Genomic DNA, 17,512 nt, shown 5'->3' on the forward strand with positions numbered 1-17,512 from the left:
ATGCGCACAACTTACTTGAAATACAGGGCTTGCACATCGCTGGATGCTGGTGCTTCGCCGTTGTCGAGCATGTGGCGATGCTTGTCCAAACGCTTCAAGTCGTAAAGGTAATTGACCATCAAGCCGTGCGACTGCTTGACGCCTTTGGTGGACGGATCTGCAAACCAGTTGATGCGCTCAATGCGCGCACCGTTGCCCAAATGGAAGCGGGCCACGGGGTCGAGCACTTGCTCGCCGTGGCGGCTTTGTCCCAAATAGTGCGCGGCGCAACGGGTCAAAAACAAACGCAAAGGTGATTTGGCAGACAAAGCACTCAAGACCAAAGGCTGGTCGATGGCCGCCAGCACATGTGTGGCCGTGGGTGGCTCAAAACTCAACTCACGGCCCAAGGCCGACAACTCTTTGTCGTTCAAGTGCGTCAACAGCTCGGGCACCTGACGCACCAGCCAAGGACGCAAACCGGGGATGGGCGACAAGGTGGCAAATGTCTTCAACTTGGGGAACTCGGCGCGCAAGGTTTCGACCACGCGTTTGATCAAAGAGTCGCCAAAGCTCACGCCCTTCAAGCCGCCTTGGGTGTTGCTGATGGAATAAAAAATAGCCACGCTGGATTTTTGTAAATCTTCAGGTGCGGCCCCTTCGTCCAACAGCGGCATGATGTTGTCGGCCATCTCGTTGAGCAAGGCGACTTCCACAAAAATCAGCGGCTCGTTGGGCAAGCTGGGATGAAAGAAACCATAACAACGGCGGTCGCTGTCGAGGCGGTTTTTCAAATCAGCCCAGCTGCGAATGTCGTGCACCGCTTCGTACTTGATGAGTTTTTCAATCAAGGACGCGGGTGAGTCCCAGCTGATGGTGCGCAGCTCTAAGAAGGCCACATCAAACCAGGTTGAGAACAAGTTTTCCAACTCAGCATCCAGCGCCAGCAAACGCTTGTTGCCTTTGAGCTGGGGCAGCAACTCCGCACGCAAATCCACCAAGAACCGCATGCCACCTGGGTACGCCGCAAAGCGTTGCAGCAAGCGTGTGCGCGGCGACACCAAGGCACGGCGCAAGCGAATCTCAGCCGAACCTTCGTCTGCCGTGCCCAAGGCGGCGTCGTAGTCGTCACGCGCGGCGCGAACTTTGACGGCATCGGGACCAAACTGCTCACTGATCAACAACCACAAGTCTTGACGCTCTTCCTGCACGGCCTTGGCATACCAATCGGCCAAGGCCTTGGCGCGACGCCCGCCTTCGACCTCGCTCACACGCGGATCGACCACCGCTTGTAACTCGGCCAAAGTGCGGCGCAAAGATCGGGGCGACAAGGCCTCTTTCTTCTGGCGCAGCGTCGCGTCTAAGCGCTCGCGTGTGGAGCGGTTCTCTTCTTTGGGCGCTTCGGTGGCGAGCGCAGAGCTGCGCAACACGTTCAGTTTGCTATTGAGCCAAGAGGTCGCGGTCATGGGGTTCTTTCTTCAAATCTCTCAAGCGGTCAAGCCCACCAAGCTTTGGCTACGGGTCAATTCCCGCAAAGCTTCGCGTTGCTGTAACAGGTGGTGTCGCATGGCTTGTTCTGCGGCCTCGGCATTGCGGGCTTTCAAGGCGTCAAACACGGCCATGTGCTCCGTCAAACTTTGCGTCAAACGACCCGGCGCGTGCAGCTGTTGCAACCGGGCAAGTTTCAAAATCTTGCGCAAATCGGCAATGGCTTGTGCCAGCCATTTGTTGTTGGCCAATTGAATGATGGCCTCGTGAATGGCGTAATTGGCCTCGTAGTAATCGTTGATGCGACCTGCCTCTGCGTGGCTTGCCAAGCGCTCGTGCCATTGCGACAACACACGCACATCTGCTTCACTGGCATGGCGCGTGGCTTCAAAGGCGCAACGCCCTTCCAACAAGGCAATGACCGGAAAGATCTCGTCCAAATCTTGCTCGGTGACTTCATTCACAAAGCACCCACGGCGCGGTTCGTGCCGAATCAAGCCTTCGGCTGTCAACACTTTGAGGGCTTCGCGCAAGGGGGTGCGAGAGATCGACCATTGCGTGCACAAAGCTGCTTCGTCGATGAAATTGCCAGGCGCCAATTGCCCATCAAAGATGGCGGCGCGCAGCCGTGAGGCGACGTCATCGTGTAATGAGTTGACAAGGGCGCGCATGGTTTGGGTTGACTCGTAATTTCCTGTAATTACGAGTAATTATGAAAGCCAAACCCATCGCCTTGCGCGGTAAAACGCTAGGACTTTCCCTTAAAGACAATGAAAAATCAGAGACTTGCGCGGTAGCGAACGGCACGCCACCAAATGATCAGGCCCAGCACCACCATGGGCACGCACAGCCATTGCCCCATGCTCAGACCTAAGGCCAACAGGCCCAAATGTGCGTCGGGCTCACGGAAATACTCAGCCAAAAACCGCAAGCTGCCGTAACCAATCAAAAAGATGCCAGACACCGCCCCCACCGCACGAGGTTTGCGGGCGTAGAGCCACATCACCACGAACAGCAGCAAGCCCTCACCCAAAAATTGGTACACCTGCGAGGGATGGCGCGGCACCATGCTGCCGCTTTGTGGAAACACCATGGCCCAAGGCAGCGACGGATCAGCGGCTCGCCCCCACAGCTCCCCATTGATGAAGTTGCCCACACGACCTGCAGCCAAGCCCGTTGGCACGCAAGGTGCAATGAAATCGGTCACCAAAAACCAAGCCCGTTGGCGCTGCCAAGCAAACAATGCCATAGCAGAAATCACGCCGAGCATGCCGCCATGAAAACTCATGCCACCTTGCCAAACCGCGAACACCTCCAGCGGATGCGCTGCGTAGTAGCCCGGCTTGTAAAACAAGCAATACCCCACACGCCCGCCCAAGACCACGCCAACCACGCCATAAAACAGCAAGTCTTCAATGTCTTGTTTGGACCACAAGCCCTGCGCCACCAACTGTGCGTAGGGCGCCTGTCGCAGCCGCAGCTGGGCCAAGCCCATGAACAGCGCAAAAGCGGCAAGGTAAGTCAAGCCATACCAATGGATGGCCAAGGGGCCCACTTGAAGGGCGACAGGATCAATCGAGGGGTGCAGCAACATAGTCGACCATTGTGCCTTGCGCCAAGGCGACGGACCAGCGCCTACAGCCGCAGTTAAACTCAAGGCTTAACCAAATTTCAGAGTCAACATGGACATTAAAACCATCAAGATCAACCGTCGCTCGGCCAACATCACCGAGGGCAAATCCCGCGCACCTAACCGCTCTATGTATTACGGCATGGGCTACGAGGAAAGCGATTTCGCCAAACCCATGATCGGCGTGGCCAACGGCCACAGCACCATCACCCCCTGTAACAGCGGTTTGCAAAAACTGTCTGACGCGGCAGTGGCTGCAATTGAGGCCGCTGGCGGCAATGCGCAAATTTTTGGCACCCCCACGATTTCCGACGGCATGGCCATGGGCACCGAAGGCATGAAATACTCGCTGGTCAGCCGCGAAGTGATTTCGGACTGCATCGAAACCTGCGTGCAAGGCCAATGGATGGACGGCGTGCTGGTGGTCGGCGGCTGCGACAAAAACATGCCCGGCGGCATGATGGGCATGTTGCGCGCCAATGTGCCCGCGATCTATGTGTACGGCGGCACCATCTTGCCAGGCCATTACAAGGGCCAAGACCTGAACATCGTCAGCGTGTTTGAAGCGGTGGGCCAAAACGCCGCCGGCAACATGAGCGACGAAGACCTCAAACAAATCGAGCAACGTGCCATTCCTGGCACGGGCTCATGCGGCGGCATGTACACGGCCAACACCATGTCTTCGGCCTTCGAAGCCTTGGGCCTGTCCTTGCCCTACTCCTCCACCATGGCCAACCCGCACGATGAGAAGCTGAACTCTGCACAAGAGTCGGCCAAGGTGCTGATCGAAGCGGTCAAAAAAGACTTGAAGCCGCGCGATATCGTGACCAAAGCCTCGTTGGAAAACGCTGTGGCGGTCATCATGGCCACAGGCGGATCAACCAACGCCGTGCTGCACTTCTTGGCCATCGCCCACGCCGCGGGTGTGGAATGGTCGATTGACGACTTCGAGCGCGTGCGCCGCAAAGTACCCGTGATTTGCGACTTGAAGCCCAGCGGCAAGTACTTGGCCGTTGATTTACACCGCGCTGGCGGCATTCCCCAAGTGATGAAAACCTTGTTGACGGCGGGCTTGCTCGACGGCAGCTGCATGACCATCACCGGCAAGACCGTGGCAGAGAACTTGAAAGACATTCCAGACGCACCGCGTGCCGATCAAGATGTCATCCGCCCCATCAGCAACCCCATGTATGCAGAAGGCCATTTGGCCATTCTCAAAGGTAACTTGTCACCCGAAGGTGCTGTGGCCAAAATCACGGGCTTGAAAAACCCCGTCATCACCGGTCCAGCACGCGTGTTTGATGACGAGCAATCTGCCCTGCAAGCCATTTTGGACGGCAAGATTGTGGCGGGTGACGTGATGGTTTTGCGCTACCTCGGCCCCAAAGGCGGCCCTGGCATGCCTGAAATGCTGGCCCCCACAGGTGCTTTGATTGGTGCGGGTTTGGGTGAGAGCGTGGGCTTGATCACCGATGGCCGCTTCTCGGGCGGCACGTGGGGCATGGTGGTCGGCCACGTCGCACCCGAAGCCGCAGCGGGCGGCAACATCGCGTTCGTCAATGAAGGTGACTCCATCACCATCGATGCACGTCAATTGCTGCTGCAACTCAACGTGGATGACGCCACACTGGCCAAGCGCAAAGAAGGCTGGACAGCGCCTGCGCCACGTTACGTGCGCGGCGTTCAAGCCAAATTTGCCTTCAACGCATCGAGTGCCAGCAAGGGCGCCGTGTTGGACGACTACTGAAATTTAAGGAGACACCATGAAACGCACTTTGTTGGCTTTGATTTCTGCCACCACCTTGTTGAGCCCCGCCTTTGCAGACCAAGCACTGGCAACGTCGAAAAACTGTATGGCCTGCCATGCACTCGACAAAAAACTGGTGGGACCGTCTTACAAGGACGTGGCCGCTAAATACGCTGCAGACAAAACAGCCGTTGACAAACTGGCCACCAAAATTCAAAAAGGTGGCGCTGGTGTGTGGGGTCCTGTCCCCATGCCGGCGAATACCCAAGTCAACGATGCAGAAGCTCACAAATTGGCCGCTTGGATCTTGACCATCAAGTGATCGTCTCAACGATCGCCACAAACCCGCTGCTAACGCAGCGGGTTTTTTTATGGGTGAGCGATTGAGCCACTGAAAAACCTGGCGACAGCTGCAAGCCTTGTGACAGGGGTATTGAGTAAACTCTGAGGCTGTTTTATCTCTGTCACCAAGCCCTTTCCAGGACCCTGAACATGACCACCATCCGCCAAAACGATTTGATTGAATCGGTCGCCGCTGCTCTGCAGTACATCAGCTACTACCACCCTGCCGATTTCATCAGCCACTTGGCCAGCGCATACCAGCGCGAGCAAAGCCCCGCCGCCAAAGATGCGATTGCACAAATCTTGACCAACAGCAAGATGAGCGCCATGGGCCATCGCCCCATTTGCCAAGACACGGGCATCGTGAACGTGTTCTTGAAAATCGGTATGGACGTGCGCTGGGAAGGTTTCACAGGCAGCTTGGACGACGCCATCAACGAAGGCGTGCGCCGTGGCTACAACCACCCCGACAACATGTTGCGCGCCTCGGTCGTCGATGACCCTCAGTTCGCCCGCAAAAACACCAAAGACAACACCCCTGCCGTGATCTTCACGCAAATCGTGCCTGGCGACAAAGTAGACGTGACCGTGGCAGCCAAAGGCGGCGGCAGCGAGAACAAGTCCAAGATGTACATGCTCAACCCCAGCGACAGTGTGGTGGATTGGGTGTTGAAAACGGTGCCGACGATGGGCGCGGGCTGGTGCCCGCCTGGCATGTTGGGCATTGGCATTGGCGGCACCGCTGAAAAAGCCGTGCTCATGGCCAAAGAAAGCCTGATGGACGACCTGGACATGTACCAGTTGCTGGAGAAATCGAGCAAGGGCGAGAAGCTCAGCCAAGTCGAAGAACTGCGCTTGGAGCTGTACCACAAGGTCAACGCTTTGGGCATCGGCGCCCAAGGCTTGGGCGGCTTGACCACCGTGCTCGACGTGAAGATCAAGATGTACCCCACGCACGCGGCCAGCAAGCCGATTGCGATGATCCCCAACTGTGCCGCCACACGCCACGCCCACTTTGTGATGGATGGCTCAGGCCCTGTGTATTTGGAAGCGCCCTCTCTCGACCTGTGGCCCGATGTCAACTGGACCCCAGACACGCAAAAGAGCAAGCGCGTGGACCTCAACACCCTCACCAAAGAAGAAGTGGCGAGCTGGAAGCCTGGCCAAACCATTTTGCTCAACGGCAAAATGCTCACCGGTCGCGATGCCGCGCACAAACGCATCCAAGACATGCTGGCCAAAGGCGAGAAGTTGCCGGTGGACTTCACCAACCGCGTGATCTACTACGTTGGCCCTGTGGACCCTGTGGGCAACGAAGTGGTTGGCCCCGCAGGCCCCACCACCGCCACCCGCATGGACAAATTCACCGAAATGATGCTGGCCGAAACCGGCTTGATTTCCATGGTGGGCAAAGCCGAACGCGGCCCGGTTGCCATTGAAGCCATCAAAAAGCACAAGTCGGCCTACCTCATGGCGGTGGGCGGCGCGGCTTACCTCGTGTCCAAAGCCATCAAGCACGCCAAAGTGGTGGGCTTTGCCGACCTCGGCATGGAAGCAATTTACGAGTTTGACGTGGTGGACATGCCTGTCACCGTGGCCGTGGACTCTGGTGGCACAAGTGCCCACATCACCGGCCCCGCCGAGTGGGAAAAGCGCATTGCCACAGGCGAGTTCAAAGGCATTGGTGTGACGGCTGGCTAAGCTTTGTCAGCATAGAAAGATGCAACGTGGGCCATTTGGCTGCGTTGCAAACTTTCATACATAGACCTATAAAAAAACCGCTGATGCTTTGAATGGCATCAGCGGTTTTTTTGTTTGAATTGATTTTCGGTGAAGCCGTCGCCTGATTGCGCTCAGTGCAAATGGCGGGGTTTGCGACCACCGTGGCCAGAACCGCCATGACCATTGCCACCCGATCCGCGAGGTGGTCGACCGAGATCCAGTGAGTTCACCAAATTATCAAAGCGCTGTGAAAACAGTTTGTCAATTTCATTGACCACACCACCCAACTCAGCGCCATCGAAATGGCGCTCCATCAGGTGCACCACGTCGTTGATCAACATGTCACGTTGGGCTTGCATGATGTCGGCAGGTGTGGGGCCCACGAAGAGCATCACGAAGTCGTCGCGTGAATCTTGTCCACGGTTTTCGTCTTCTTCGTCAAAATCGTTGTCGTAGAACGTGACTTCAATCGCAGCGCCTGCTGCGGTCAGTTCGTTCAGGCTCATGCACATTTCGTCCAAGCATTGACGGAAATCATCATCGCCGGGGACAGTCCAGCACATTTGCAAAAGATGGGCTTGCGCATCAAAACGAATACCAGGCTCTTCGGGGTAGGCGCTGGCCGAACCGTCTTGCAAAGAAGACGAGCCCGCATATTTCCAGAGAGGACGCAAAGCATCTTGTAGTTGAGCAAGGTCCACATCAGCACGAAGTGAGACCTCCCCGTGAACGTGAATTTCATACGCGGCGTTGTAACGTGCCATGACGAAACTCCTTCTTTGCAGTCTAAATGGATGGTGCCCGAGACCGGAATCGAACCGGTACGCCCCTTGCGGAAAGCGAGAGATTTTAAGTCTCTTGTGTCTACCTATTTCACCACTCGGGCGGTGTCTTTGACGTGGGCTTCATTTTACGTCAAGCCACCGTGACTCTCGGGGATACGCGCATGCGGATCGACATATTGATGCGCTATATTTAGTTACTCACAACGGAGAAGCATCGTGAATTCAAACACTTTAAAAATTTCAATTGGCTTTTTGCTGGGCCTCAGCATGAGCTTAAGTCATGCCGCAGATCAAAAACCTGCGCCCTCGGCAGAGCCAGTCGTTAAAAAATCGGACTCTGGTATTTGCCACGACAAAACAAGCGCCTCATTTGCCAGCACCAAAAAATTCACAGAATTCAAAACCATGGATGAGTGTTTGAAAACCGGAGGTCGTGCGCCGAACGGTCAAGCCCCAGCCGCTGAGAGCATGGTTAAAAAATCAGACGCTGGTATTTGCCATGACAAAGCAAGCCCCAGCTACGAACGCACCAAGAAGTTCACTGAATTTAAGACGATGGATGAGTGCGTCAAGAGCGGCGGAACAGCACCGAAAAAATAAACGTTCGCTGTTTAGCACCCAACAAAAAGCCTGCTCGTGATCTGCGACACCTAACAAATCGGTCAATTGCCAACCACCAATAGATATCCCTGATGAGCGCCTTGCAAATGTGCAGAACTGAGGAACTTGATGCTACTTTCATGAATCTGTCGTCAACCAATCAAAATGCGACAACATTGCATCTGTTCGTTTCTGTGCAGTCAGCGAACGCCAAAGCTAAGAGCGCGTTGGCCTCAACATCAACGGCAATTCACTGGTCAGCAAAGCCACCAAAGCACGCACACCAAAATAACGGCGAATCCTTGCTTATTCACAACGACACAACCAGTGCCGAACTCTGAACTCGCGGTGCCGCTTCGCGGTTTGCAATCCCCCCTAGCCGTCATCGAGCAGGCTAAAAAGTGCCGTAGCTTGATGGGGTTACAAAATTACCTTGGGTCGTTTGTATCAATTATTTAAACAGGCATAAAAAACCTCTGAAACTAAGTTTCAGAGGTTTTGTATTTGGAGCGGGAAACGAGACTCGAACTCGCGACCTCAACCTTGGCAAGGTTGCGCTCTACCAACTGAGCTATTCCCGCATTGCTTCGTATTTAACGAAGGCCAAAGTATAAAGGGTTTTTCTGTATTTTCTAGGCACGTGCTTGAAATATTTCACAAATCTCGTCAAGCATCCAAAGCCTTCGCAATTCTGTGACGCACTACTGTTGATTTTGGACATTGCCCTTTAGGCAGTTCAAACCAGCTGCGCACATCCTGCTCCAAACCCACGCCGTGCATGAAGTTGTAGATGGCTTTTTTCAAACCCAAGCCCAAGGTATCGTGATCGGTTTCAGTGGGATCTATAAAACCAATGTCATTTTTTGCAAAACTTACGTCAGGCAAAGGGATCAGTTGAATACCGTACGCAGCGGGGTCTTTGCCAACGGGTGAATGCACCGTGCAGGCAAAGCGGTGAAAAAAGCCGCTTTGGATGCATCCATTCTCAAAGAGCTGGCGTACGTACTCCAACGCATCCACCGTGTCTTGCAACGTCTGCGTTGGAAAACCGTACATCAGGTAGGCGTGAACCAAGACGCCGGCATCTGAAAAGCTTTTGGTCACGCGTGCCACCTGCTCCACCGAGACGCCTTTTTTCATCAAACTCAACAAACGGTCTGACGCCACCTCCAAACCGCCTGACATGGCGATACAGCCACTTTCAGCCAGCAACTCGGCCAACTCTGGCGTGAAGGTTTTTTCAAAACGAATGTTGCCCCACCAAGAGATGTGAACTTGACGACGCAACAACTCGTGCGCCAGAGCTTTCAAGACCTTGGGTGGCGCGGCTTCATCCACAAAGTGAAACCCTGTTTGCCCCGTTTCCGCCACGATGCGCTCAATACGATCGACCAAGGTGCTGGCGGAGGCTGTTTCGTAGCGCGAGATGTAGTCCAAGCTCACGTCACAAAAACTGCATTTTTTCCAATAACAGCCGTGTGCCACCGTCAGCTTGTTCCAGCGTCCATCACTCCACAAACGGTGCATCGGGTTGAGCATGTCCAACAAAGACAAATAGCGGTGAATCGGCAATCCATCCCAAGTGGGCGTACCCACCTCTTCGAAAGCAACATCGGGCTCGGCCCAATTCATCAACCGCACTTGGTTGTCATCGTTGCGAATGAACGTGCGCACCAAACGCTGGGCACTGCGCTTACCGTGCAAGTGCTCTAACAGCGCGAGCAAAGGCCGCTCACCCGCATCGAGCGTGATGAAATCAACAAAATCAAACAGCCGCGGATCGGTCAACTCGCGCAACTCGGTGTTGACAAAGCCTCCGCCCATGGCAATGCGCACTTCAGGGTGGTGACGCTTGATCGTTTGCGCGATGCGCAATGCCGCATACACGGCCCCTGGAAACGGCACCGACAACAGCACCAACTGTGGTTGATGCTTGGCCATGGCAGCCAAAGTCAAACTTTGCAACACCTCATCCACCAAAGTGCACGGTGCGCCAAGCGCTTGCGCCAAAGGTTCAAACGTGGCCTGACTCCCTGCCAAAGACTCGGCGTAGCGCACAAACTCAAAGCGCGAATCAACGGCATCACGGAGTACATCGGCCAAATCATTCAAATACAAGGTGGCCAAATGCCGCGCTCGATCTTGCTGACCCAACGCGCCAAATGCCCAAGCTAAAGAGTCGCCGCTGTCATCGTCCTCATACGCATCCAAGGCGGCGAATCGTGGGCCTTCCGGCAAAAATCCGCGACCTGCAATGCGATGGCTCAGCGTGGAATCGTTGCCTTGCAAAAAGGCAATGGCCGGCGCGATCGTGCCGTGGTAGCGAGAAAAGAAATCCAGAAAATAGTTGACCGAGGCGCTTCGATCGGCTTCTTGCAATGCCAAGGCTCGGTCGCGTACCTGCGCTAAGCCCTCTGGCGTGAACAAGGCTAACACCAACGCCAGCGCCAAATCGTCTTGCACGGCATCGACATGTTGTGAGCGCAAAAAACCCGTGAGATAGGCCGTAGACGGATATGGCGTATTGAGCTGCGTCATCGGCGGGATAAGGCTCAGAACACGGAATGGCTGATCTGAAACGGAATCATCAACGACCTGGATTTGGGACAATTGCACTGTAGACGTCAAAGAAAAATTGAAACGCCTTAATTATCGACGTAAGCCTATGCCACAAATAAAGACAGTCTGAACGATGGCGAAGCCATTCGTGGTTATCTAAATTGCCAATAAAAAAGCCCGGCAAAACCGGGCTTTTTCATAACTTGACTGGGGTGGCTGATGGGGCTCGAACCCACGACAACAGGAATCACAATCCTGACTAAATAGTATTCGTGCACGTTTAGTAATGTAGGTACAATATATACAAATCAACGACTTAGGCGCGTATGCTGGCTGAAAGCACAGTGCCAAGTGTTGATGGATATTCCCCTAAATGGGGGTTTTTTGGCTACGCAGTGGCTACGCAGCATCACAGGTGAACAATGACACGCCCCAAAAACAGCGCATCGCCAGACGTGCACAAGCGCATCAATCTGACCATTGGGGTGATTGAGCGCCTAACGTGCAGAACCGACGTGAAGACACAGGCATTTTTGCGGGATAGCGAAGTGCCCGCCCTGAGGGTGAGAGTGTCAAACACTGGCGCCAAGACGTTTGTATTCGAGTCAAAGCTGAACCGCCAGACAGTGCGCCGCGCAATCGGGGACGTGAAAAGCTGGACGATTGAACAGGCCCGCACCGAGGCTAGACGCCTTGCCGTAGTGCTGGACAGTGGACAAGACCCCCGCGAACTAGAGCGCCAGCAAGCCGCCACCAAAGCTGCAAAACTGGCAACTGAGCGAGAGACCGAGCGCCAGCAAGTGCTGACCGTGGGCGAGGTGTGGGCTGACTACCTTGAACAGCGCCGCCCACATTGGGGAGCCCTGCACTACCGCGACCACATCGACAAAGCCAAGGTGGGAGGTTTGCCAAGTCACAGACGTGGTGGCCCTGAACTCACCACCGCTGGCCCACTTGCAAGCTTGATGCCGCTTCGCATGGTTGACCTCACCCAAGAGCGGGTCGAGGCTTGGGCATCGCTGGAAGGCCAAACCCGCCCCGCGTCTGCCCGTCTAGCGTGGCGGCTGCTGACGGTGTTCATGACGTGGTGTGGTGAACAGCCCCAATATGCCGCGCTGGTGCCTGCCAAGAACCCCGCCAAGAGCAAAAAGGCCCGTGAAGCCTTGGGCAAGGCCACACCAAAGACAGACAACCTACAACGTGGGCAACTGGCCGCTTGGTTCACCGCTGTGCAGCAACTACAAAACCCCGTAATCGCCGCCTACCTGCAAACCCTGCTACTCACTGGCGCGCGGCCAAACGAGGTGCTGGCGCTGAAATGGGAAGACCTGAACACCCAATGGAAGGGCATCGCCATTCGTGACAAGGTGGAAGGTGCACGGGAAATACCGCTCACGCCCTACGTGGAGCGCCTGCTGTGCGCCCTGCCCCGCCGTAACGAGTGGGTTTTCTCAAGCCCTACAAGCGCCAGCGGGTGCCTGACCGAGCCGAACACGCCACACACCCGCGCCTGCAAAGCTGCTGGCCTTGATGGACTGACCCTGCACGGCCTACGCCGTTCATTCAAAAGCCTGACCGAGTGGCAGGAGGTGCCCGTGGGCATCGTGGCCCAAATCCAAGGCCACAAACCAAGCGCCACCGCTGAAAAGCATTACACAGTGCGGCCGCTTGAACTGCTGGCGCTGCACCACAACCGCATCGAGGCGTGGATTCTTGAACAAGCGGGTATTGAGTTTGACGCCAAGGCACTGCCCAACAAACTGCGAGTGGTCAACGCCGCTTGAGACAACCAACCAACCACAGGAGCACCACCACCATGAACGCACCCGCACCGATAAGCAACGTCACACGGCTACCGACCGCAGCCCCTGAGCCCGTACAACAGTTCCCACGAAAAGGTCGTTTCCCAAAGTCCGTGGCCTCTTTCAGCAAGGCATGGACAGACCGCCAGATGGATAAGTATGTAGAGGAAAAAAAACAGCGCGAAATTGCAAAACTGGATGAGGAATGGTGGCAGGCGCTGTGTTACTTGCAGTGTCGAGAGATTGAACTTCGAGCGCTTGGAGCCGTGCCCACGCGAATGTATAAAAAATGGTCGTGAGCAGGCCGCAGGCGCCAGCTAGGACGGGCTGCAATACGACTGAGACAACCAACCAAAGGAGCGCCACCATGAACGAACCTACCAAGCCCACCGCGACCGATTGGGAGCGCGTCAAGCGCGAAGCCGCCCAAGACGCACCGATTGAACACACGGCCGCCGATGGCCCCTATAACCCCTATGACGCCGCCGCCGTGGAAGCTTATTGGAGAGAACCCACCACCAAGCCCACACCTGAGAGCGCAAAAAAGGCAGAGGTTGACGCCTGCCTGAGCCGCATTTATGAAAGCACCGACGTGGCGCGAACGCTGCTGCAACACATCCAAGGCGAGGCAGAGTCGCAGCCTCACATTTACAACATGCTGGAGGCTTTGGACGCCGTACTTTGCCGCATTGGATTCACCAACTCTGTGCTGGCAAACCGCATCAACCCGCAATTACTTGGACGGCCAGACGCTGAGGAGTGGATGCCAGTTCGCCACACAGAGGCGACACCCGATTGACCACCAAAGGCCCAAACAAGCGCCAGCAAATATTCTGAGTTTTCGCCGCCAGCTAGGACGGGCTGCAATCCGTCCGAACGCCATTCCCCCTTGATGGCTGCTGGTGGCACCTTTCCACAGGTGGGCACTTCTCGAGGGGGAAGCAATGGACACGAAGCACCCAAAGTGGCTGCAAAACAGCCCGTACTTGGCAGACAAAAACAAAGACCCTGCCAAGTTTCAGAGCCAAATTGAACAAGCCTTACGCATTGACGAAGCTGTCAAAGACCAAAACATGCATTCATCTTTTCAGTGGATGTGGTGGTCACTTGCATTTAAAGGGGCAGCGTCGCCGCCGCCAGACTACCCCGCGCCCGATGAATACGCCCTTATGTTTTTCAACTGGCAGCAAGGTGGCAGGCGCGTTCAAGAAATAACGCAAATGGTGGCACTGACTGCTGACATGCAATGCAATGGCGACACCATAGGTGAGTGGTGGGAGCAAAACCGCGCCAGCCTGACGGCCAACGACTTTGAGAGCATTGTCATGGTGGCTGGAATGTTGCGTGGCAAGAGCGAATACATGCGAGAAGTGCAGTCGCCGCGCTCAGAACGAGCCCAAGAGACAAACGACCAAATCGAAACCTTATGGCTGGCGCTAAAGGCTGAAGGCGTGAGCAAAAACGAGGCTGCAAAACAAATAGCGCCACAGGTCTACCAGACAGAACGAGTCGTGAGGGGGAAGCTGCAAAAACTCTAAAAGGGGGCAGCGAACGACCGACTGCATGGCAGCGAACGACCGACTGCATATTCACAAACAAACACGCAAAGAATCAAATTAATGCACCAAAACAAAAGGTGCATTCATGCAAAAAACAGACTTTCAACCGCTTCACTTGGTCACCAAACCCGCGTTGACCACAGAGGAAGCTGCGCACTACCTGAACCGCAAACCGCAAACGCTGCGAATTCACGCCTGCAACGGCACTGGCCCCGTGAAGGCAACGCGCATTTATGGCCGCTTGGCATGGCCCACCGCTGACGTGAAGCGCGTACTTGGGGTGGCGTGATGGGTGCCCACCGCTCAGCGCCTGAGCAACTGTCATTCTTGCCGCCGCCGCCATTCGCGCCCACCTACCCTGCCAAACACACCTTGGAGGGCAAAGCCTTGCAAGCCCTGCTGAATGGGGAGTCAATCAGCCACCCTCAATTTGAGGGGGCGACGGGCTCTTGGCGCTTGGGGGCTGTGATTTTCACCCTGCGAATGCAAGGCTGGCCGATTGAAGCTGTGACGGTGCCAACCCCTACGCCCGAAGCGCCGACCCGCTGGATGGCCGCCTATTCACTGCCAAACAGATTTATCGTGCTGGCGCGCCAAACAGCGGAGGCTGCACGACATGGCACGTAAACACAAAGCCAAAGGGCAGGACGGTGGACGGCTGGCGGGTGGGTTTATGGCCCTGCCTTGGGTAGTCATTGACAGCGCCGCATTCCAAAACCTGAGCCACCCCGCAAAGGCGCTGCTGATTGAAGTTGACCGCCAGTATGTGCGCGACAACAACGGCCGACTGCTGGCAAGCCGCGCCTATCTTGAAAAACGTGGCTGGAAGTCGCAGGACGTTATTACCCGTGCAATGCGTGAACTGATAGCCGCGAAGTTCATCCACCAGACGGTACAAGGTTGCCGCCCAAACAAGGCAAGTTGGTACGCCGTGACATGGCGAACGCTTGACCGAATGCAAGGGTTTGACGCTGGCGCTGCTGAAAGCTTTGAGCGTGGCGGGTTCATTTCTATGCAGATTAAAAACGCACCCCTTAGACCGTCTCACGGTGCAACGGGTCTTTCTATTGCACCGCCAGACGGTGTAGAGGGCAAGTCTGCTGCACCGCCAGACGGTGCAATAAGGGGTGATTTTGGCCCCCTCTCTACACCGCCAGACGGACACCATCTAGATAAACCATCTCCTGTACCCGAATTGAACGGCAACCAAGAGCAAGGCAATTGCCAACGCAAGACCAAACCAAACGACCGAACAAAGACCGAACACCGACCGAAAAAGAGCCATCGAACTTTTTTAACACCCAAATCCAAAGGACACCCAAGTGATTATTTCTGAGAACACCGCCGCCAACTTCGCACCCTGCCCCGCTGGAACCTTTTTGGCCCGCTGCGTGAGGCTGCTAGACCTTGGCACACAAACGACCGACTACCAAGGCGAAACCAAGACCGCGCACAAAGTGTTGCTGGCCTTTGAAATCTTGGACGCTGACGTGAGACGTGACGATGGACAGCCACACGTCGTGAGCAAGCGCTTCACAGCATCGCTGCATGAAAAGTCAGCCCTCCGCAAAATGCTGGCAAGCTGGCGCGGCCGCGACTTCACGCCTGATGAACTCAAAGCCTTTGACACCCGCGCCGTGCTTGGCAAGACCTGCCTTATTTCGCTGGTGGAAAGCATCAAAGACGGCACGAACTACACCAACATCGCGGGCATCATGGCCGCGCCCAAGGCCATGCAGCCACCAGAAGGCACATGCAACGAAAGCCTGCTGCATTGGGACATGGCCGCGCCAGATTGGGTGACGTTCGCCGCCCTGCCCAAGCGCGTGCAAGAGCAAATCGAGGCATCGCCAGAGTTCAAAGCCTTGACGCCACCGAGCGGCCGCATCGCACTGAGCGCCAGCCAACCAAGCCCCGCGCCAGCTACTGCCAAGCCCACACGGACGCCAACGCCACCACCCGCCCAAGCCGCTGACGGCCTTGATGACTTTGAATCAGACATCCCTTTTTGAGAGGCCACATCATGCAAATCACATTCGACATTGAAACCATCCCAAGCCAAAAGCCTGAGGCCAAAGCCGCCGTGAAGGACACCATCAAGCCGCCTGCCACCCTGAAAAAACCTGAAAGCATCGCCGCTTGGTGGGAGAACGAAAGCGCCGCCGCCGTGGAGGATGCCTACCGAAAACAGAGTTTTGACGCATTGCACGGGGAAATTATTAGCATCGCGGCCACAGGGCCGGACGGCCAAGAGTGGGTGCGTTGCCGCGCACAAGGCCAAAGCGAGGCTGAGTTAATCGCAGCCTTTGGCGAGGCCGCGCAGTCGTGGGCAGACGGCGCCGCCATTCGCACACCGAACGGCAAAATCTACCGCGACGCTGAACCTTGGTTAATCGGCCACAACACCGCTTTTGACCTGGGCTTTTTGTGGAGACGGTGCGCCCTGCTTGACGTGCAACTGCCCTTCGCACTGCCAACACCCGCCGCCCGTGCTGGCAAGGATTACGGCTGCACGATGGCGACGTGGGCAGGCTTTGGGGGCAAAGTGAGCCTAGACGCGCTTTGCAAAGGTATGGGCATCGAGACAAGCAAAGGCGACTTGGACGGCTCGAAGGTGTACGACGCATGGCTGGCAGGCGAATACGACCGCATCGCCACCTACAACTTGAAAGACGTGAAAGCCACCGCCGCCGTGTGGGAGCGCTTGAACCGAGGGCACGGGTAATGGCTGGCGCTTCACGCAACAAGGGCAAGTGTGGCGAACGGGAAGCCGCCGCCCTGCTTTCACTGGTGACGGGCTTTGACGTTCGCCGCCGTGTGCGCCAGCACGACGGTGATAGCGACTTGGAGGGTGTGCCCAATTGGTCAATCGAGGTCAAACGACACGCCACCGCCACCGCTGGCAAGCTGTCCGACTGGTGGGCACAGGCACAGGAACAGGCGCGACGCACTAACTGCCTGCCCGTGCTGCTGTATCGCCCTGACCGTGGCGGCTGGCGCTGTGTGTGGCCTTCTGCTTTGCACTTGGGCGAGCAACTCACGCAATGCGAGACACCCACAACGGCAACGACCGAGACGCACCACCTTGACCAAACCCTGAGCGCCAGCCCCGCAACTTGGTGGGCTATGTGCAAAGACCACGGGAGGCCCGTAGAAAGACCGTAGACGCCCTCAAACGTGAAGGCACACACAAAGTAACAAGGAAGCCCCAAGCCTCACCGCTTGGGGCTTTTTCCATGGGGCAGATTCACGGCCATTGGCTGCCCCGCATTGCCCCTGTGGATAACTTTCGCACTTCA

Annotated in this window: 20 protein-coding genes and 2 tRNA genes; 15 read left to right on the forward strand and 7 right to left on the reverse strand. The window is 56.1% G+C overall.

Features of this window, described 5'->3' with window-relative positions; translation table 11 throughout:
* Positions 1 to 11: 11 nt before the first annotated feature.
* From C5F52_RS10830 to lgt, 3 genes are all read right to left on the reverse strand, one after another.
* A complete protein-coding gene (locus C5F52_RS10830) occupies positions 12 to 1,445 on the reverse strand; it encodes a malonyl-CoA decarboxylase (protein WP_104798370.1) in 1,434 nt (477 codons plus the stop codon).
* A 21-nt stretch (positions 1,446 to 1,466) separates the two neighbouring features.
* Positions 1,467 to 2,138, reverse strand: coding sequence for a GntR family transcriptional regulator (locus tag C5F52_RS10835; RefSeq protein ID WP_104798371.1), 672 nt, complete (start codon positions 2,136 to 2,138; stop codon positions 1,467 to 1,469).
* 107 nt (positions 2,139 to 2,245) lie between these two features.
* Positions 2,246 to 3,061 carry a prolipoprotein diacylglyceryl transferase gene (gene lgt, locus C5F52_RS10840; RefSeq protein WP_104798372.1) on the reverse strand — a complete coding sequence of 272 codons (816 nt, stop codon included), beginning with the start codon at positions 3,059 to 3,061 and terminating at the stop codon, positions 2,246 to 2,248.
* 88 nt (positions 3,062 to 3,149) lie between these two features.
* On the opposite strand from lgt, the gene ilvD reads away from it, so the two are divergent.
* From ilvD to C5F52_RS10855, 3 genes are all read left to right on the forward strand, one after another.
* Positions 3,150 to 4,844, forward strand: a complete 1,695-nt coding sequence (gene ilvD / locus C5F52_RS10845; RefSeq protein WP_104798373.1) for a dihydroxy-acid dehydratase — start codon at positions 3,150 to 3,152, stop codon at positions 4,842 to 4,844.
* A 16-nt stretch (positions 4,845 to 4,860) separates the two neighbouring features.
* Positions 4,861 to 5,166, forward strand: a complete 306-nt coding sequence (locus C5F52_RS10850; protein WP_104798374.1) for a c-type cytochrome — start codon at positions 4,861 to 4,863, stop codon at positions 5,164 to 5,166.
* A gap of 170 nt (positions 5,167 to 5,336) precedes the next feature.
* Complete coding sequence (locus C5F52_RS10855; RefSeq protein WP_201746998.1) at positions 5,337 to 6,887, forward strand: fumarate hydratase; 1,551 nt, start codon at positions 5,337 to 5,339, stop codon at positions 6,885 to 6,887.
* 152 nt (positions 6,888 to 7,039) lie between these two features.
* On the opposite strand, the gene C5F52_RS10860 is transcribed toward C5F52_RS10855, so the two are convergent.
* A complete protein-coding gene (locus C5F52_RS10860; RefSeq protein ID WP_104798376.1) occupies positions 7,040 to 7,672 on the reverse strand; it encodes a DUF6806 family protein in 633 nt (210 codons plus the stop codon).
* A gap of 31 nt (positions 7,673 to 7,703) precedes the next feature.
* Positions 7,704 to 7,794 (reverse strand) — tRNA-Leu (locus C5F52_RS10865).
* Between the two features lie 115 nt (positions 7,795 to 7,909).
* Between C5F52_RS10865 and C5F52_RS30040 the strand changes: the two genes are divergently transcribed.
* Together C5F52_RS30040 and C5F52_RS29665 are read left to right on the forward strand one after the other, a co-directional pair.
* Positions 7,910 to 8,293, forward strand: a complete 384-nt coding sequence (locus C5F52_RS30040; protein WP_201746999.1) for a hypothetical protein — start codon at positions 7,910 to 7,912, stop codon at positions 8,291 to 8,293.
* Between the two features lie 92 nt (positions 8,294 to 8,385).
* A complete protein-coding gene (locus C5F52_RS29665) occupies positions 8,386 to 8,634 on the forward strand; it encodes a hypothetical protein (protein WP_146100070.1) in 249 nt (82 codons plus the stop codon).
* A 164-nt stretch (positions 8,635 to 8,798) separates the two neighbouring features.
* On the opposite strand, the gene C5F52_RS10875 is transcribed toward C5F52_RS29665, so the two are convergent.
* Positions 8,799 to 8,874: transfer RNA gene (locus C5F52_RS10875), tRNA-Gly, on the reverse strand.
* 85 nt (positions 8,875 to 8,959) lie between these two features.
* Positions 8,960 to 10,831, reverse strand: a complete 1,872-nt coding sequence (locus C5F52_RS10880; protein WP_104798377.1) for a radical SAM protein — start codon at positions 10,829 to 10,831, stop codon at positions 8,960 to 8,962.
* Between the two features lie 443 nt (positions 10,832 to 11,274).
* Here C5F52_RS10880 and C5F52_RS10885 point away from each other — a divergent pair, with 443 nt between their 5' ends.
* The 10 genes from C5F52_RS10885 to C5F52_RS10925 all read left to right on the forward strand — a co-directional run bounded on the left by C5F52_RS10885 (position 11,275) and on the right by C5F52_RS10925 (position 17,378).
* Complete coding sequence (locus C5F52_RS10885; RefSeq protein ID WP_104798378.1) at positions 11,275 to 12,636, forward strand: integrase family protein; 1,362 nt, start codon at positions 11,275 to 11,277, stop codon at positions 12,634 to 12,636.
* A gap of 32 nt (positions 12,637 to 12,668) precedes the next feature.
* The gene (locus tag C5F52_RS29670; protein WP_146100071.1) at positions 12,669 to 12,953 is read left to right on the forward strand and encodes a hypothetical protein; all 285 of its coding nucleotides are present in this window, start codon (positions 12,669 to 12,671) and stop codon (positions 12,951 to 12,953) included.
* 68 nt (positions 12,954 to 13,021) lie between these two features.
* Positions 13,022 to 13,453, forward strand: a complete 432-nt coding sequence (locus C5F52_RS10890; protein WP_104798379.1) for a hypothetical protein — start codon at positions 13,022 to 13,024, stop codon at positions 13,451 to 13,453.
* A 145-nt stretch (positions 13,454 to 13,598) separates the two neighbouring features.
* A complete protein-coding gene (locus C5F52_RS10895; protein ID WP_104798380.1) occupies positions 13,599 to 14,192 on the forward strand; it encodes a hypothetical protein in 594 nt (197 codons plus the stop codon).
* 106 nt (positions 14,193 to 14,298) lie between these two features.
* Entirely contained in the window at positions 14,299 to 14,502 is a 204-nt protein-coding gene (locus C5F52_RS10900; RefSeq protein WP_104798381.1) for a hypothetical protein, read from the forward strand.
* The gene (locus C5F52_RS10905) at positions 14,502 to 14,840 is read left to right on the forward strand and encodes a hypothetical protein (RefSeq protein ID WP_104798382.1); all 339 of its coding nucleotides are present in this window, start codon (positions 14,502 to 14,504) and stop codon (positions 14,838 to 14,840) included. The genes C5F52_RS10900 and C5F52_RS10905 overlap by 1 nt, the downstream gene beginning before the upstream one ends.
* A complete protein-coding gene (locus tag C5F52_RS10910; RefSeq protein WP_201747000.1) occupies positions 14,830 to 15,549 on the forward strand; it encodes a hypothetical protein in 720 nt (239 codons plus the stop codon). The genes C5F52_RS10905 and C5F52_RS10910 overlap by 11 nt, the downstream gene beginning before the upstream one ends.
* The gene (locus C5F52_RS10915) at positions 15,536 to 16,225 is read left to right on the forward strand and encodes a phage replication initiation protein, NGO0469 family (protein ID WP_104798383.1); all 690 of its coding nucleotides are present in this window, start codon (positions 15,536 to 15,538) and stop codon (positions 16,223 to 16,225) included. Before C5F52_RS10910 ends, C5F52_RS10915 begins: the two co-directional genes overlap by 14 nt.
* 11 nt (positions 16,226 to 16,236) lie before the next feature.
* Positions 16,237 to 16,938, forward strand: a complete 702-nt coding sequence (locus C5F52_RS10920; protein ID WP_104798384.1) for a hypothetical protein — start codon at positions 16,237 to 16,239, stop codon at positions 16,936 to 16,938.
* Positions 16,938 to 17,378 (forward strand): hypothetical protein, encoded by a 441-nt coding sequence (locus C5F52_RS10925; protein ID WP_104798385.1) that lies wholly within the window; start codon positions 16,938 to 16,940, stop codon positions 17,376 to 17,378. Before C5F52_RS10920 ends, C5F52_RS10925 begins: the two co-directional genes overlap by 1 nt.
* The last annotated feature ends 134 nt before the right edge of the window (positions 17,379 to 17,512 follow it).

Source organism: Limnohabitans sp. TS-CS-82 (genome assembly GCF_002943475.1).